Below are 15,405 nucleotides of genomic sequence, written 5' to 3' on the forward strand. Positions count from 1 at the left end.
CCGTGTTGATCGGATCCCATGTGCGCCCGCAGAATCCGCTGGCAGCCGCCGAGGCCGAGGGGGCCGAGGTGGTGCAGATATTCCTCGGCAACCCGCAGAGCTGGAAGCCTCCCAAGCCCCGCGACGACGCGGCGCAACTGCGCGCGGCGGCGCTGCCGATCTATGTCCACGCGCCCTACCTGATCAACGTCGCCTCGCCGAACAACCGGGTGCGCATCCCGTCGCGCACCGTCTTGCAGCAGACCTGCGACGCCGCCGCCGACGTCGGCGCGGTCGCGGTGATCGTGCACGGCGGCCACGTCACCGCCGACGACGACGATCCGCAGGCGGGTTTCGTCCGATGGCGCAAGGCGCTGGACCGCCTGGAGACCACGGTCCCGGTGTACCTGGAGAACACCGCCGGGGGCGAGTACGCGATGGCGCGGCACTTCGACACCATCGCCAAGCTGTGGGACCACATCGGCGATACCGGCGTCGGGTTCTGCCTGGACACCTGCCACACCTGGGCGGCCGGGGAATCCCTGCCCGACGCCGCGGAGCGCATCAAGGCGATCACCGGACGCATCGATCTGGTGCACTGCAACGACTCCAAGGACGCCCCGGGTTCCGGGCGCGACCGGCACGCCAACTTCGGCACCGGGCAGATCGATCCGGACCTGCTGGTCGCGGTGGTCAAGGCTGCCGGTGCGCCGGTGATCTGCGAAACCGCGGAGGAGGGCCGCAAGGCCGACATCGCGTTCCTGCGGGACAGAGTGGGCTGATACTGCTGACGCCCTAAAACCATTCCTTATGGCTGATTCATGTCAAACGGCGTGACATCTGGTTGGTTCTGTGCTACAACTGTTTGTAGGCGCCGTGACTACGGCGGCTGCGCACACTCGTCGTCTCAGCACTGGAGGGGGTCCACATGTCTGAGCAGCATGGCGTAGGGGGAATGCGCAGCGCCTAGTCCGGCGCCTCAAAATCGACGGCGGTCACGGCCTGAACTCCCGAATTCAGGTTGTGACCGCCGTTTATTGCGTCTGGCTCCCTGCGGTTACAGCCATTGTGCATGCGTGGAATAACAGTAATATTCCGGTTATGGCCGACACGCATATCGTCACCAACCAGGTACTTCCGCTGGAGGGGTTCAACCCCGCGTCGTCCCCGGTCCTGATCGAGGCACTGATCCGCGAGGGCGGCCAGTGGGGCGTCGACGCGGTCACCGAACTCGGAGCCCTGTCCGCATCCCAGCAGGTGCAACGCTGGGGCCAGCTGGCCGACCGCAACCGCCCGGTGCTGCACACCCACGACGTGGTCGGCAACCGGATCGACGAGGTCGAATACGACCCGGCCTACCACGAGTTGATGCGCGCCGCGATAGCGCACGGCCTGCACGCAGCCCCGTGGGCCGACCCGCGGCCCGGCGCGCACGTCGTCCGCGGCGCGCAGACCGGCGTGTGGACCGCCGAGCCGGGCCACATGTGTCCGATCTCGATGACGTACGCGGTCGTGCCCGCACTACGCAACAACGCCGAACTCGCCAAGACCTACGAGCCGCTGCTGACCAGCCGCGTCTACGACCCCGAGCTGAAGGTGCCGGCAGCCAAAGCCGGAATCACCGCGGGCATGTCGATGACCGAGAAGCAGGGCGGCTCCGATGTGCGCGCCGGAACCACCCAGGCGGTGCCCAACGCCGATGGCAGCTACGCGCTGACCGGCCACAAGTGGTTCACCTCGGCGCCGATGTGCGACGTGTTCCTGGTGCTGGCGCAGGCGCCCGGTGGGCTGAGCTGCTTCTTCCTGCCCCGCATCCTGCCCGACGGCACCCGCAACCGGATGCGGCTGCAGCGGCTCAAGGACAAACTGGGCAACCACGCCAACGCCTCCAGCGAGGTCGAATACGACGGCGCCACCGCGTGGCTGGTGGGACAGGAGGGCCGCGGCGTCTCGGTCATCATCGAGATGGTCAACCTCACCCGGCTGGACTGCGCGCTGGGCAGCGCGACCAGCATGCGGATGGGGCTGGCACGCGCCACCTACCACGCTGCGCACCGCAAGGCGTTCGGCGCGTACCTGATCGATCAACCGCTGATGCGCAACGTGCTGGCGGACCTGGCCGTGGAGGCTGAGGCGGCCACCATGGTCGCGATGCGGATGGCCGGCGCCACGGACAAGGCGGTGCGCGGCGACGAGCGCGAGGGCCTGCTGCGCCGGCTCGGCCTGGCGGCCACCAAGTACTGGGTCTGCAAACGCGCCACGCCGCACGCCGCCGAGGCGATGGAGTGCCTGGGCGGCAACGGCTACATCGAGGACTCGCTGATGCCGCGGTTGTATCGGGAGGCGCCGCTGATGGGCATCTGGGAGGGGTCGGGCAACGTCAGCGCCCTGGACACGCTGCGCGCGCTGGCCACCGCCCCGCAATCGGTCGACGTGCTCTTCGACGAGCTCGCCGGCGCCGCCGGGCAGGATCAGCGCCTCGACTCCCACGTCGCAGCGTTGCAGACCCAACTTGCCGGCCTCGGATCCGACCTCGTCGCCGCCCAGATCCAGGCCCGCAAAGTCGCCGAGGACATCTGCCTGGCGCTGCAGGGTGCGCTGCTGGTGCGCCACGGCCACCCGGCTGTCGCCGAGGCCTTCCTGGCGACCCGGCTCGCGCACCAGTGGGGCGGTGCATTCGGCACCCTGCCGGCCGGTCTGGACCTCGGACCGATCATCGAGCGCGCGCTGGTCAAGGGCTGAGGCCGGCACGCCATGCGGCACCACATCGCCCCGGTCGAATTCGACAACCTGCGGACCATGACCTACGAGGTCACCGACCGCGTCGCCCGGATCACCTTCGACCGCCCCGAGCACGGCAACGCGATCACCGCCGACACTCCACGGGAACTGTCGGCACTGGTCGAGCGAGCCGATCTGGACCCAAATGTGCACGTGATCCTGGTATCGGGCCGCGGCGAGGGATTCTGCGCGGGCTTCGACCTGGGCGCCTACGCCGACGGGTCCGCATCGGCGGGCGGGGAGGACTACCGCGGCACCGTGCTCGACGGCAAGACCCAAGCCGCCAACCATCGCCCGGACAAGCCGTGGGACCCGATGACCGACTACCAGATGATGAGCCGTTTCGTTCGGGGCTTTGCGTCGCTGATGTACGCCGACAAGCCGACCGTGGTCAAAATCCACGGCTACTGCGTGGCCGGCGGCACCGATATCGCACTGCACGCCGATCAGGTGATCGCGGCATCCGACGCAAAGATCGGGTATCCGCCGGCCCGGGTGTGGGGAGTGCCGGCGGCGGGACTGTGGGCGCACCGGCTCGGCGACCAGCGCGCCAAACGCCTCCTGCTGACCGGCGACTGCATCACCGGCGCGCAGGCCGCCGAATGGGGGCTGGCGATCGAGGCTCCCGATCCGGCCGACCTCGATGAGCGCACGGAGCGCCTGGTGGCCCGCATCGCCGCGATGCCGGTCAACCAGCTGATCATGGCCAAGCTCGCGCTCAACACTGCGCTGCTGCAACAGGGCGTGGCCACCAGCCGGATGGTCAGCACCGTGTTCGACGGGGTGGCACGGCACACGCCCGAAGGCCACGCCTTCGTCGCCGACGCGGTGGCGCATGGGTTCCGCGACGCCGTGCGGCACCGCGACGAGCCGTTCGGGGACTACGGCCGGCAGGCCTCCGGGGTTTAGGACGCCACGCATGCCGGTACGGATGACAGCGCGCTCGGTAGTCCTGTCGGTGCTCCTGGGGGCGCACCCGGCCTCGGCTACCGCGGGTGAATTGTTGCGCCTCACCGCTGGTTTCGGCATCAAGGAGACCGCCTTGCGAGTGGCGCTGACCCGGCTGGTCGCCGCCGGCGACCTGGTGCGCTCCGCCGAGGGCTACGGACTGTCCGAGCGTCTGCTCGAGCGCCAGCGCCGACAGGACGCCGCCCTGGACCCGCAGACCACCGCCTGGGGCGGCGACTGGCTGGCCGTGGTGATCACCAGCGTCGGCTGCGACGCGCGAACCCGGGCGGGCCTGCGGGCGGGGCTGTCCGAGCGGCGGTTCGCCGAACTGCGCGAGGGGTTCTGGATGCGCCCGGACAATATCGCCGCCGAGCTCGACGGCCTGAAACAGCACACCCGGCTGCTCATCGCGCGCGACGACAATCCGGACGAACTGGCTGCCACGCTGTGGGACCTGACCGGGTGGGCCCAGACCGGCCACGAGCTGCTCGCCGCCATGGCCGAGGCGCCGGACATACCGGCCCGCTTCGTCGTCGCCGCAGCCATGGTCCGTCACCTGCGCCGGGACCCGGTGCTGCCCACCGAACTGCTTCCGGCGGACTGGCCGGGGGCGCGAATCCGCAGTCGCTACGCGGAGTTCGCGGACGAACTGGTCTCGCGCCGCGACGCGAGCCGAGAGGCGGTCTTGCAATGAACGATGCGGTACGTGTGGAGCGCAGCGGCCCGGTCACCACGGTGATCCTCAACCGGCCACAGGCGCGCAACGCCGTCGACGGCCCGACCGCCGCCGCGCTGTATCAGGCCTTCGACGAGTTCGAGCGCGACCAGGCGGCGTCGGTGGCGGTGTTGTGGGGAGACCACGGAACCTTTTGCGCAGGGGCCGATCTCAAAGCATTCGGCACCCCCGCCGCCAATCAGACCCACCGCAGCGGTCCCGGTCCCATGGGGCCCACCCGAATGATGTTGTCCAAACCGGTGATCGCCGCCGTGAGCGGCCACGCGGTGGCCGGGGGCCTGGAACTGGCGCTGTGGTGCGACCTGCGGGTGGTCGAGGCCGACGCGGTGTTCGGGGTCTTCTGCCGGCGATGGGGGGTGCCGCTCATCGACGGCGGCACCGTGCGACTGCCTCGGCTGATCGGGCACAGCCGCGCTATGGACATGATCCTCACCGGCCGGGCGGTGAACGCCGAGGAGGCGCTGGCAATCGGCCTGGCCAATCGGGTGGTCCCCCCCGGCCACGCCCGCCGGGCGGCAGAGCGGTTGGCCCTCGACCTGGCCGAACTGCCGCAGGGCTGCCTGCGTTCGGACCGGTTGTCGGCGTTGCGGCAGTGGGGCTTGACCGAATCCCACGCGCTGGATCAGGAATTCGACAGCATCGCGCGGGTGGCCGATGAGGCGCTGCGCGGGGCGGACCGGTTCGCCGGCGGTGCCGGCCGCCACGGCGCCAAAGCGTGAGCGCGGGCCCGGGTGCCCAGCGGGCGGTGCCCGTCAGCGTCGCGCGGTGACGGTGTTGCCCGACCCGCGATCGTCGACCTTGGGCTCCCCGTTGCGATAGGTGACCGAATTGTTGAGCCCGGTCAGCGTCAGCGTCTTGCCGATGCGCTCGATGGTGATGCGGTTGTCGGCACCGCTGACGTCGACCGCCTCACAGCTGCCCCGGACCGTCAGCGTGTTGTTGGAACCGGCCACGGTGAGCGACTTGCCATCAGCGCAGTCCAGGGCCGACGTCGCGCCGAACGACGCGTAGCTGAGCATGTCGGAGAACTGCCCGCCGTAGCTCTTGGCGATCCGCGCGGATTTCGGCGCCGGCGACCCGCAGCCGGTGAGCACGACCGCCAGCAGCGCGATCCCGCCGGCCACCAGCGGGCAGCGGTAGAGCCGGCGAACGCCGGTCACGCCGCCGGTACGCGTTGGAGCCGGTTGGTCATCCCCAGCTCGCGTCCGCGGTCGAACAGCAGTGGATCACCGTTGTGGTAGTAGACGGTCTGGTCGTAGCCGTACACGGTGACGTCGTTGACGATGTTCTCGGCGATCACGGTGTTCTGCGAACCCTGCATGGTCACCGCCCAGCAACTGCCCATCGCGTGGACGGTCACATTGACACCGTTGACGAACAGCGTGCCGCCGTCGCAGTCCAGAACGCGCGTCTCGTGCACCCCGTAGATGTGGATGTCACCGGGCACCGCGTGCGTGCTCGCGGCGCCGCCCAGGCAACCGGCTGCCAGAGCCAGCAGCGCGCCGGCACACGCGGTCCATTTCATCGACGGTTACCTCTCACCAGACGCAATTCGGCACAGCTTACGTCGGACGCGCTGGCGCGTACTCGGGTTCCCCTCTGATCGGTCGATTAGAGTTCTGTGCTGACCTCCTCCGGCCAATGTGAAGGGCGTACTCCATGTCAGCTCGACCCGACCCGCCCGCCACGGGGGGTCGCTCGCGCGCCAACGGCAAATCGGGGGCGCGCCCGGTCAAGCTGAGCCGCGACGGCATCGTCAACGCTGCCCTGAACTTCCTGGACCGGGAGGGCTGGGATGCCCTGACTATCAACGCATTGGCCACGCAGCTGGGCACCAAGGGGCCGTCGCTGTACAACCACGTGCACAGCCTGGGCGACCTGCGGCGCGCCATGCGCATGCGTGTCATCGACGACATCCTCGAGATGCTGACCCAGGTCGGCCAGGGCCGCGCCCGCGATGACGCGGTGTTGGCGATGGCCGGCGCCTACCGCAGCTATGCCCACCATCACCCGGGCCGGTATTCGGCGTTCACCCGGATGCCGCTGGGCGGCGAGGACCCGGAGTACACCGCCGCCGCCACTCGCGCTGCCGCCCCGGTCATCGAGGTGTTGATGTCCTATGGCCTCGAAGGGGAGCGGGCTTTTCACGCGGCCCTGGAGTTCTGGGCGGCCATGCACGGATTTGTGCTGCTGGAGATGACCGGAGTCATGGACGACGTCGACACCGACGCCGTCTTCGCCGATATGGTGCGCCGGCTGGCTTCGGCGATGGACAGCCGCACCGAGTAGCCGCGGGGCCGGTGCAGCAGGCCGGCGTCGACGCGCTTTGACCTGCCAGAGTGTTGGCGGGTAATGTGGTAGCTCGTGCCTGGCCACCGAGGCGCGTTTGGTGACATAACGCGCGCGCCTGGCCCAATTCGCATGTCCATTATGCAGCGGAGTAATCCGCGGCGGTCCATGCGACACGCCCGACCGCGGGGTAGCGGTGGGGCACAGACTGCAGGTTTTACGAGAGTTTTGAACAGCGATACAGGAAGCCGGTAGATGCCAACCATTCAGCAGCTGGTCCGTAAGGGCCGCCGCGACAAGGTCGCCAAGGTGAAGACTGCGGCCCTCAAGGGCAGCCCGCAGCGTCGGGGCGTGTGCACCCGCGTGTACACCACCACCCCCAAGAAGCCGAACTCGGCACTTCGCAAGGTGGCGCGTGTCAAGCTGACCAGCCAGGTGGAGGTGACCGCCTACATCCCGGGTGAGGGTCACAACCTGCAGGAGCACTCGATGGTGCTGGTGCGTGGCGGGCGTGTGAAGGACCTGCCGGGTGTGCGCTACAAGATCATTCGCGGCTCGCTGGACACCCAGGGAGTCAAGAACCGCAAGCAGGCCCGCAGCCGCTATGGCGCGAAGAAGGAGAAGAGCTGATGCCGCGCAAGGGCCCCGCACCCAAGCGTCCGCTGGTCAACGACCCGGTCTACGGATCGCAGCTGGTCACCCAGCTGGTCAACAAGGTGCTGCTCGACGGCAAGAAGTCGCTGGCCGAGCGCATCGTCTACGGCGCTCTCGAGCAGGCTCGGGAGAAGACCGGTACCGACCCGGTTGTGACGCTCAAGCGTGCGATGGACAACGTCAAGCCGGCGCTGGAGGTCCGCAGCCGCCGCGTCGGTGGTGCCACCTACCAGGTGCCGGTCGAGGTGCGTGCCGAGCGCTCCACCACGCTGGCGCTGCGCTGGCTGGTCAGCTTCTCGCGGGCTCGCCGGGAGAAGACCATGATCGAGCGGCTGGCCAACGAGATCCTGGACGCCAGCAATGGCCTGGGCGCTGCGGTCAAGCGGCGTGAAGACACCCACAAGATGGCCGAGGCCAACCGGGCGTTCGCGCACTACCGCTGGTGATCACGTCGGCGGCCTGACCGCCGACGCGCCTGCGACAACAAGCAATTGAAGTAACCGAAAGAGTGGGAAGACTGCTGTGGCACAGGATGTGCTGACTGACCTGAACAAGGTCCGCAATATCGGCATCATGGCGCACATCGATGCGGGTAAGACGACGACGACCGAGCGGATCCTGTACTACACCGGCGTCAACTACAAGATCGGTGAGACGCACGACGGTGCCTCCACGACCGACTGGATGGAGCAGGAGCAGGAGCGCGGCATCACCATCACCTCCGCCGCGGTGACCTGCTTCTGGAACAAAAACCAGATCAACATCATCGACACCCCGGGCCACGTCGACTTCACCGTCGAGGTGGAGCGCTCCCTGCGTGTCCTTGATGGCGCCGTTGCCGTGTTCGACGGCAAGGAGGGCGTGGAGCCGCAGTCTGAGCAGGTGTGGCGGCAGGCCGACAAGTACGACGTGCCCCGGATCTGCTTCGTCAACAAGATGGACAAGCTCGGTGCGGACTTCTACTTCACCGTGCGCACCATCGAAGAGCGCCTCGGTGCCCGGCCCCTGGTGATCCAGTTGCCCATCGGTGCGGAGAACGACTTCGAGGGCATCGTCGACCTGGTCGAGATGAACGCCAAGGTGTGGCGCGGCGAGACCAAGCTCGGTGAGACCTACGAGACCATCGAGATCCCGGCCGATCTGGCGGACAAGGCGGACGAGTACCGGACGGCTCTGCTGGAAGCCGTCGCCGAGACCGATGAGGCTCTGCTGGAGAAGTACCTCGGGGGCGAGGAGCTCTCGACCGAGGAGATCAAGGGCGGCATCCGCAAGCTGACGGTCTCTTCGGAGCTCTACCCGGTGCTGTGCGGCAGCGCGTTCAAGAACAAGGGTGTCCAGCCGATGCTGGACGCGGTGATCGACTACCTGCCGTCGCCGCTGGACGTCGAGTCGGTGCAGGGCCACGTGCCCGGCAAGGAAGACGAGATCATCAGCCGCAAGCCCAGCATCGACGAGCCGTTCTCGGCGCTGGCGTTCAAGATCGCGGTGCACCCGTTCTTCGGCAAGCTCACCTACGTTCGGGTGTACTCGGGCAAGGTGGAGTCCGGCACGCAGGTGGTCAACTCGACCAAGGGCAAGAAGGAGCGGCTGGGCAAGCTGTTCCAGATGCACTCCAACAAGGAGAACCCGGTCGACTCGGCGTTTGCCGGCCACATCTACGCGATGATTGGCCTCAAGGACACCACCACCGGCGACACCTTGTGCGACCCGAACAACCAGATCGTGCTGGAGTCGATGACGTTCCCGGCTCCGGTCATCGAGGTGGCCATCGAGCCCAAGACCAAGAGCGACCAGGAGAAGCTGAGCCTGGCGATCCAGAAGCTGGCCGAAGAGGACCCGACGTTCAAGGTGCACCTGGACCAGGAGACCGGCCAGACCGTGATCGGCGGCATGGGCGAGCTGCACCTGGACATCCTGGTGGACCGCATGCGCCGCGAGTTCAAGGTCGAGGCCAACGTCGGCAAGCCGCAGGTGGCCTACAAGGAGACCATCCGCCGCAAGGTGGAGAAGGTCGAATACACCCACAAGAAGCAGACGGGTGGCTCGGGCCAGTTCGCGAAGGTCCTCATCGACATTGAACCGTTCACCGGTGAAGACGGTGCGACCTACGAGTTCGAGAACAAGGTCACCGGTGGCCGCGTGCCCCGCGAGTACATCCCCGCGGTGGACGCCGGGGCCCAGGACGCCATGCAGTACGGCGTGCTGGCCGGCTACCCGCTGGTCAACATCAAGGTCACCCTGACCGACGGTCAGTACCACGACGTCGACTCCTCCGAGATGGCATTCAAGGTTGCCGGCTCGCAGGCGCTGAAGAAGGCTGCCGCTGCCGCGCAGCCGGTGATCCTGGAACCGATCATGGCCGTTGAGGTCACCACGCCCGAGGACTACATGGGCGACGTGATCGGCGACCTGAACTCCCGCCGTGGTCAGATCCAGGCCATGGAGGAGCGCAGCGGTGCGCGTGTCGTCAAGGCGCTGGTGCCGCTGTCGGAGATGTTCGGCTACGTCGGAGACCTCCGGTCGAAGACCCAGGGCCGGGCGAACTACTCCATGGTTTTCGACTCCTACGCCGAAGTGCCGGCGCAGGTGTCGAAGGAGATTATCGCGAAGGCAACGGGCGAGTAACTAACTTCGCGCCCGTGCCGCTACGGTGGCACAAACCAAAAAAGATCAATCCTGCTGTAACCCAGCACCAACAAGTCCAGGAGGACAAGAAGTGGCGAAGGCGAAGTTCGAGCGGACGAAGCCGCACGTCAACATCGGGACCATCGGTCACGTTGACCACGGCAAGACCACGCTGACCGCGGCTATCACCAAGGTTCTGCACGACAAGTACCCGGCCCTCAACGAGTCGCGTGCGTTCGACCAGATCGACAACGCTCCCGAAGAGCGTCAGCGCGGTATCACGATCAACATCTCCCACGTTGAGTACCAGACCGAGAAGCGGCACTACGCCCACGTCGACGCGCCGGGCCACGCCGACTACATCAAGAACATGATCACCGGTGCCGCCCAGATGGACGGCGCGATTCTGGTGGTCGCGGCCACCGACGGCCCGATGCCGCAGACCCGCGAGCACGTGCTGCTGGCCCGTCAGGTCGGTGTGCCCTACATCCTGGTGGCGCTGAACAAGTCCGACATGGTCGACGACGAGGAGCTGCTCGAGCTCGTCGAGCTGGAGGTCCGCGAACTGCTGGGTGCCCAGGAGTTCGACGAGGAGGCCCCGGTGGTCCGGGTGTCGGCTCTCAAGGCCCTCGAGGGCGACGAGAAGTGGGTCAAGTCCGTCGAGGACCTGATGGACGCCGTCGACGAGTCCATCCCGGACCCGGTCCGCGAGACCGACAAGCCGTTCCTGATGCCCGTTGAGGACGTGTTCACGATCACCGGTCGTGGCACCGTGGTCACCGGACGTGTCGAGCGTGGCGTGATCAACGTCAACGAGGACGTCGAGATCGTCGGCATCAAGCCCACCGTCACCAAGACCACCGTCACCGGTGTCGAGATGTTCCGCAAGCTGCTGGACCAGGGTCAGGCCGGTGACAACGTCGGTCTGCTGATCCGTGGTATCAAGCGTGAGGACGTCGAGCGCGGCCAGGTTGTGGTCAAGCCCGGCACCACCACCCCGCACACCGAGTTCGAGGGTCAGGCCTACATCCTGTCCAAGGACGAGGGTGGTCGCCACACGCCGTTCTTCAACAACTACCGTCCGCAGTTCTACTTCCGGACCACGGACGTGACCGGTGTCGTGACGCTGCCGGAGGGCACCGAGATGGTGATGCCCGGTGACAACACCGAGATGACCGTCAAGCTGATCCAGCCCGTCGCCATGGACGAGGGTCTGCGGTTCGCCATCCGCGAGGGTGGTCGTACCGTCGGCGCCGGCCGGGTCGTCAAGATCATCAAGTAGTTCTCTTTCTGCGACAGCAGAGGCGAAAGCCCCCTTCCCCGCGCGGGAAGGGGGCTTTCGTATTTGCCGGCGAGAACCCGGCGCGGCGATATTCTGTGGCACATGGTATGGCGCTACCTGAAAGCCCAGTTCATGGTTCTGTTGTTCGGCGGGCTGGTGGGGCCCATCTTCCTGATCTGCTACCTGGGCTTCGGCCGGCTGGCGGGACTGGAATGGATGCTCTACTGGGGCATTGCGGTCACCTGTGCTGACGTGGTGGCCGCGGTGCTGTGGACCGGCTACGGAGCGAAGGCCGCGAGCCGGCAGCAGTACCTCGAACAGCACGGCGTGCTGGCCCTGGCGCAGGTGGTCGCCATTCACGAGACCTCGACCCGGGTCAACAACCAGCCGCTGGTCAAACTCGACCTGCACATCGAAGGGCCGGGTCTGGCGCCGTTCGACACCCAGGACCGTGTGTTGGCCACCCTGAACCGGTTGCCGGTGATCACCGCGCGCCGGCTTGCCGTCCTGGTCGACCCCACCACCAACGACTTCTACGTCGATTGGCAGCGCAGCGCGCTGCTGGGCGGCACGGTCCCGGCACGGTTCACCCTCGCCGAGGACAACAAGACCTACGATCTGACCGGCCACACCGGCCCGGTGATGAAGCTTCTGCAGATCCTGCGGGCGCACGGCATCCCGGTGCAGGGCCAGATCGACATCCGCTCCGACCCGGCGGTGCGTCAGCAGGTGGCCGCGGTGGTCCGTCAGGCCGCCGAGCAGAGCACCGAGGCGGCGGCGGGCCGGGACGCCGTCGAGCCGAGATCGGCGGGAGAGCGCCTGCAGGAATTGGAGGTTCTGCGCCAGGAAGGAGTCGTCACCGACGACGAGTACCACCAGAAGCGCCAGCAGATCATCGCCGAGCTATGACGGTCCCCGATCGGTAGAACACGTTCTATATCGAGCTGTTAGCCTCGTCAGGTGAGCGAGAGCCAGAACCACAATCTGCAGGGCAAGGTGGCCTTCGTGACCGGCGCGGCGCGCGGTCAGGGCCGTTCGCACGCGATCCGGCTGGCGGCCGCCGGCGCCGACATCATCGCCACCGACATCTGCGGTCCGGTGTCGGACTCCATCACCTATCCCGCGGCCAACCCCGAAGATTTCGCCGAGATGGTCAGCGCTGTCGAAGCGCAGGGCCGCAAGGTGCTGGCCCGTCCGGTGGATGTCCGCGACGACGAAGGGCTGCGCAGCCTGGTCGCTGACGGCGTCGAGCAATTCGGCCGCCTCGACGTCCTGGTCGCCAACGCCGGGGTGCTGAGCTGGGGCCGGCTGTGGGAGCTCACCGACGAGCAGTGGAACACCGTGATCGACGTGAACCTGACCGGCACCTGGCGCACCATCCGTGCGGCGGTGCCGGCGATGATCGCGGCCGACAACGGCGGATCCATCGTGATCGTCAGCTCCTCGGCGGGATTGAAGGCCACCCCGGGCAACGGCCACTACGCCGCGAGCAAGCACGCGCTGGTGGGCCTGACCAACACGCTGGCCCTCGAAGTCGGGGCGCACCGCATCCGGGTGAACTCGATTCATCCCTACTCGGTGGACACTCCGATGATCGAGCCGCAGGTGATGGCCGAGATCTTCACCGAGCGGCCGGACTATCTGCACGCGTTCCCCCCGATGCCACTGCACCCGCAGACGTTCATGACGCCTGATCAGGTCTCCGACGTGGTGGTTTGGTTGGCTGGCGATGGCTCTGGAATCCTGACGGGAGTCCAGATCCAGGTCGACAAGGGCGCGCTCAAGTACTGATCGCCTCTGGTCGGCAGAACAGGGGGATAGTGGTGCCCGACAACGGGATCGTCATCGTCGGCGGCGGACTGGCGGCCGTGCGCACAGCCGAGGAACTGCGGCGCGCGGAATACGCGGGCCCGATCACGATCGTCTCCGACGAGACCCGCCCGCCGTACGACCGGCCGCCGCTGACCAAAGAGGTGCTGCGCGGCGAGCGTGACGACACCACGCTGGAGCCCCCCGAGTTCTACGCCCAGCACGACATCAGCCTGCGGTTGGGCTGCGGTGCCCGCAGCGTCGACACCGCGGCGCAGGAAGTGACCCTGGCCGACGGCACCGTGCTCGGCTACGACCACCTGGTGATCGCCACCGGGCTGGTGCCGCGGCGCATCCCGAGCCTGCCCGACCTCGACGGAATCCGGGTGATCCGGTCCTTCCAGGACAGCCTGGCGGTGCGCGACGACGCGGCCGGGGCCGGCCGGGCGGTGGTGATCGGGGCCGGCTTCATCGGTTGTGAGGCGGCGGCCAGTCTGCGCAAGCTGGGCTTGGAGGTGGTCCTGGTCGAGCCGCAGCCGGCGCCGCTGGCCGCTGTGCTCGGTGAGCAGATCGGCGAACTGGTGGCGCGGCTGCACCGGGCCAACGGGGTCGATGTGCGCAGCGGCGTCGGGGTGGCCGAAGTTCGCGGCGCGGGACGCGTAGAGACCGTGGTGCTCACCGATGGGACCGAACTGGCGGCCGACGTGGTGGTGCTCGGAGTCGGCTCGCGGCCGGCGACCGAATGGCTGGAGGGCTCCGGTGTGGAGCTGGACAACGGGGTGGTGTGCGACGCGACCGGGCGCACCAGCGCGCCCCGGGTGTGGGCGGTCGGCGACGTCGCCTTCTGGCGGGGCCGCGAGGGGCATCAGGTGCGGGTGGAGCACTGGAGCAACGTCGTCGCCCAGGCCCGCGCCATGGTCCCGAACATGCTGGGCCGGGAGTCGCTGCACGACGTGGCGGTGCCGGCGTATTTCTGGAGCGACCAGTACGACGTGAAGATCCAGTGCCTGGGCGAGCCGGAGGCCACCGACACCGTGCACCTGGTCGAGGACGACGGCCACAAGTTCCTGGCCTACTACGAGCGCAACGGCGTGCTGGCCGGGGTGGTGGGCGCCGGACGGCCCGGCAAGGTGATGGGGGCGCGGGGCAAGATCGCCGCGGGAGCCCCGATCTCCGAGGTGCTCAGCCCGTAGGCCGATCGGCCCACGCACTCCGGCGGAGAACGCTATTCTCTGTTCGGAGATTGCGAGGTGCGCGATGGCGGAGGGCCAGCGGTCCCGGCTCGACGGCGGCCGGCTGGGGCGATGGCTCGACGCCCACGGTGCACCCGGCCACGGCGAGTACCCCCGGCTTGAACCGCTGACCGGAGGCTCGCAGAACACGCTCTACCGGGTGCGCCGGGGCGAGGCCACCCTGGTGCTGAGGATGCCCGGCCTGCGCGCCGACGCCGCCCGTATCGACGGGCTGCGGCGCGAGATCCGCCTGGTGCGGGCGTTGTCGGACACCGACGTACCGCATGCGCGGCTGATCGCCGCTGACGACGGTGAGCTGCTCGGCACCCCGTTCTACGTCATGGCTGAGGTGACCGGCTGGAATTCGACCGGCAACGCCTGGCCGGCCCCGTTCGACTCGGACCGAAATGCCCGCCGCGGCCTGGCTTTCGAGCTGGTCGGGGGCGCCGCCCGGCTCGGCCGGGTGGACTGGCGGGCGCAGGGCCTCGACGGGTTCGGCCGCCCGGACGGATTCCACGAGCGCCAGGTGGACCGCTGGCTGGCATTCCTGGACCGCTACCGGGTGCGGGAGCTGCCAGGTCTCGACGAGGCCGCGGACTGGCTGCGCCGCAACCGGCCGCAGCACTACACCCCGGGCATCATGCACGGCGACTACCAGTTCGCCAACGTGATGTACGCCCACGGGGCACCCGCGAAACTGGTCGCCATCATCGACTGGGAGATGACGACCGTCGGGGATCCGCTGCTGGACCTGGCCTGGGCTTTGCTGGGCTATGACGGCGAGAACCCGCGCACCGACGGGTATTACGCCGACCTCGCCGGGATGCCGGCCCGATCCGAGCTGCTGGCGCACTACGAGCGGCTCAGCGGCCTGTCCACCGAGAACATCGACTACTACCTGGTGCTGGCCAACTGGAAGCTGGGGATCGTGTTGGAGAAGACCTACGCCGCCTCGGTCACCGGCGCAGCGGTCGACCCGCAGATCGCCGCCGCCATGGGACCGATGATCCCGCAGTTGATCGGTGCCGCAGCCGAACTCGCCCGTTCCCTTCCGTCGAAGCGAGCTTGAC

At 67.9% G+C, this 15,405-nt stretch carries 16 protein-coding genes; 14 read left to right on the forward strand and 2 right to left on the reverse strand.

All coding sequences use genetic code 11. The annotated features are described in order from the left end of the window. The first annotated feature begins 2 nt into the window (after window positions 1–2). The 5 genes from G6N14_RS00955 to G6N14_RS00975 all read left to right on the forward strand — a co-directional run bounded on the left by G6N14_RS00955 (window position 3) and on the right by G6N14_RS00975 (window position 5,163). Window positions 3–761 (forward strand): deoxyribonuclease IV, encoded by a 759-nt coding sequence (locus G6N14_RS00955; RefSeq protein WP_085134903.1) that lies wholly within the window; start codon window positions 3–5, stop codon window positions 759–761. A gap of 319 nt (window positions 762–1,080) precedes the next feature. Beyond that, window positions 1,081–2,721, forward strand: a complete 1,641-nt coding sequence (locus G6N14_RS00960; protein ID WP_085134904.1) for an acyl-CoA dehydrogenase family protein — start codon at window positions 1,081–1,083, stop codon at window positions 2,719–2,721. Window positions 2,722–2,733: 12 nt separating this feature from the next. Continuing rightward, a complete protein-coding gene (locus tag G6N14_RS00965; RefSeq protein WP_085134905.1) occupies window positions 2,734–3,669 on the forward strand; it encodes a crotonase/enoyl-CoA hydratase family protein in 936 nt (311 codons plus the stop codon). 22 nt (window positions 3,670–3,691) lie between these two features. Next, entirely contained in the window at window positions 3,692–4,402 is a 711-nt protein-coding gene (locus G6N14_RS00970; protein ID WP_407663153.1) for a PaaX family transcriptional regulator C-terminal domain-containing protein, read from the forward strand. Next, the gene (locus G6N14_RS00975) at window positions 4,399–5,163 is read left to right on the forward strand and encodes a crotonase/enoyl-CoA hydratase family protein (protein WP_085134907.1); all 765 of its coding nucleotides are present in this window, start codon (window positions 4,399–4,401) and stop codon (window positions 5,161–5,163) included. The genes G6N14_RS00970 and G6N14_RS00975 overlap by 4 nt, the downstream gene beginning before the upstream one ends. Before the next feature lie 33 nt (window positions 5,164–5,196). On the opposite strand, the gene G6N14_RS00980 is transcribed toward G6N14_RS00975, so the two are convergent. Together G6N14_RS00980 and G6N14_RS00985 are read right to left on the reverse strand one after the other, a co-directional pair. Continuing rightward, complete coding sequence (locus G6N14_RS00980) at window positions 5,197–5,604, reverse strand: DUF3060 domain-containing protein (RefSeq protein ID WP_085134908.1); 408 nt, start codon at window positions 5,602–5,604, stop codon at window positions 5,197–5,199. After that, window positions 5,601–5,969 carry a DUF3060 domain-containing protein gene (locus G6N14_RS00985; protein ID WP_085134909.1) on the reverse strand — a complete coding sequence of 123 codons (369 nt, stop codon included), beginning with the start codon at window positions 5,967–5,969 and terminating at the stop codon, window positions 5,601–5,603. Before G6N14_RS00985 ends, G6N14_RS00980 begins: the two co-directional genes overlap by 4 nt. Window positions 5,970–6,103: 134 nt before the next feature. On the opposite strand from G6N14_RS00985, the gene G6N14_RS00990 reads away from it, so the two are divergent. The 9 genes from G6N14_RS00990 to G6N14_RS01030 all read left to right on the forward strand — a co-directional run bounded on the left by G6N14_RS00990 (window position 6,104) and on the right by G6N14_RS01030 (window position 15,404). After that, window positions 6,104–6,733 (forward strand): TetR/AcrR family transcriptional regulator, encoded by a 630-nt coding sequence (locus tag G6N14_RS00990; RefSeq protein ID WP_085134910.1) that lies wholly within the window; start codon window positions 6,104–6,106, stop codon window positions 6,731–6,733. Between the two features lie 255 nt (window positions 6,734–6,988). Continuing rightward, window positions 6,989–7,363 (forward strand): 30S ribosomal protein S12, encoded by a 375-nt coding sequence (rpsL, locus tag G6N14_RS00995; RefSeq protein WP_007767794.1) that lies wholly within the window; start codon window positions 6,989–6,991, stop codon window positions 7,361–7,363. Further along, on the forward strand, window positions 7,363–7,833 hold the full coding sequence (gene rpsG, locus G6N14_RS01000) for a 30S ribosomal protein S7 (protein ID WP_064997884.1): 471 nt from the start codon (window positions 7,363–7,365) through the stop codon (window positions 7,831–7,833). Before rpsL ends, rpsG begins: the two co-directional genes overlap by 1 nt. A gap of 76 nt (window positions 7,834–7,909) precedes the next feature. Then, entirely contained in the window at window positions 7,910–10,012 is a 2,103-nt protein-coding gene (gene fusA, locus G6N14_RS01005; RefSeq protein ID WP_085134911.1) for an elongation factor G, read from the forward strand. Window positions 10,013–10,103: 91 nt separating this feature from the next. Beyond that, window positions 10,104–11,294, forward strand: a complete 1,191-nt coding sequence (tuf, locus tag G6N14_RS01010; RefSeq protein ID WP_085134912.1) for an elongation factor Tu — start codon at window positions 10,104–10,106, stop codon at window positions 11,292–11,294. A gap of 102 nt (window positions 11,295–11,396) precedes the next feature. Further along, window positions 11,397–12,203 carry an SHOCT domain-containing protein gene (locus G6N14_RS01015; protein ID WP_085134913.1) on the forward strand — a complete coding sequence of 269 codons (807 nt, stop codon included), beginning with the start codon at window positions 11,397–11,399 and terminating at the stop codon, window positions 12,201–12,203. Between the two features lie 51 nt (window positions 12,204–12,254). Further along, complete coding sequence (locus tag G6N14_RS01020) at window positions 12,255–13,085, forward strand: mycofactocin-coupled SDR family oxidoreductase (RefSeq protein ID WP_085134914.1); 831 nt, start codon at window positions 12,255–12,257, stop codon at window positions 13,083–13,085. Beyond that, window positions 13,082–14,296 carry an NAD(P)/FAD-dependent oxidoreductase gene (locus G6N14_RS01025; RefSeq protein ID WP_109559751.1) on the forward strand — a complete coding sequence of 405 codons (1,215 nt, stop codon included), beginning with the start codon at window positions 13,082–13,084 and terminating at the stop codon, window positions 14,294–14,296. The genes G6N14_RS01020 and G6N14_RS01025 overlap by 4 nt, the downstream gene beginning before the upstream one ends. Before the next feature lie 64 nt (window positions 14,297–14,360). Continuing rightward, entirely contained in the window at window positions 14,361–15,404 is a 1,044-nt protein-coding gene (locus G6N14_RS01030; RefSeq protein ID WP_085134915.1) for a phosphotransferase family protein, read from the forward strand. Window position 15,405: the final 1 nt, after the last annotated feature.

Origin of the sequence: Mycolicibacter hiberniae (assembly GCF_010729485.1) — a bacterium.
Taxonomy (GTDB): Bacteria; Actinomycetota; Actinomycetes; order Mycobacteriales; family Mycobacteriaceae; genus Mycobacterium; species Mycobacterium hiberniae.

Coding starts and splice junctions, on each gene's coding strand:
- G6N14_RS00960 (WP_085134904.1), top strand. CDS start 1,081: ATGGCCGACACGCATATCGTCACCAACCAGGTACTTCCGCTGGAGGGG.
- G6N14_RS00985 (WP_085134909.1), bottom strand. CDS start 5,969: ATGAAATGGACCGCGTGTGCCGGCGCGCTGCTGGCTCTGGCAGCCGGT.
- G6N14_RS00990 (WP_085134910.1), top strand. CDS start 6,104: ATGTCAGCTCGACCCGACCCGCCCGCCACGGGGGGTCGCTCGCGCGCC.
- G6N14_RS01015 (WP_085134913.1), top strand. CDS start 11,397: ATGGTATGGCGCTACCTGAAAGCCCAGTTCATGGTTCTGTTGTTCGGC.
- G6N14_RS01030 (WP_085134915.1), top strand. CDS start 14,361: ATGGCGGAGGGCCAGCGGTCCCGGCTCGACGGCGGCCGGCTGGGGCGA.
- G6N14_RS00965 (WP_085134905.1), top strand. CDS start 2,734: ATGCGGCACCACATCGCCCCGGTCGAATTCGACAACCTGCGGACCATG.
- rpsL (WP_007767794.1), top strand. CDS start 6,989: ATGCCAACCATTCAGCAGCTGGTCCGTAAGGGCCGCCGCGACAAGGTC.
- G6N14_RS00975 (WP_085134907.1), top strand. CDS start 4,399: ATGAACGATGCGGTACGTGTGGAGCGCAGCGGCCCGGTCACCACGGTG.
- G6N14_RS00970 (WP_407663153.1), top strand. CDS start 3,692: ATGACAGCGCGCTCGGTAGTCCTGTCGGTGCTCCTGGGGGCGCACCCG.
- rpsG (WP_064997884.1), top strand. CDS start 7,363: ATGCCGCGCAAGGGCCCCGCACCCAAGCGTCCGCTGGTCAACGACCCG.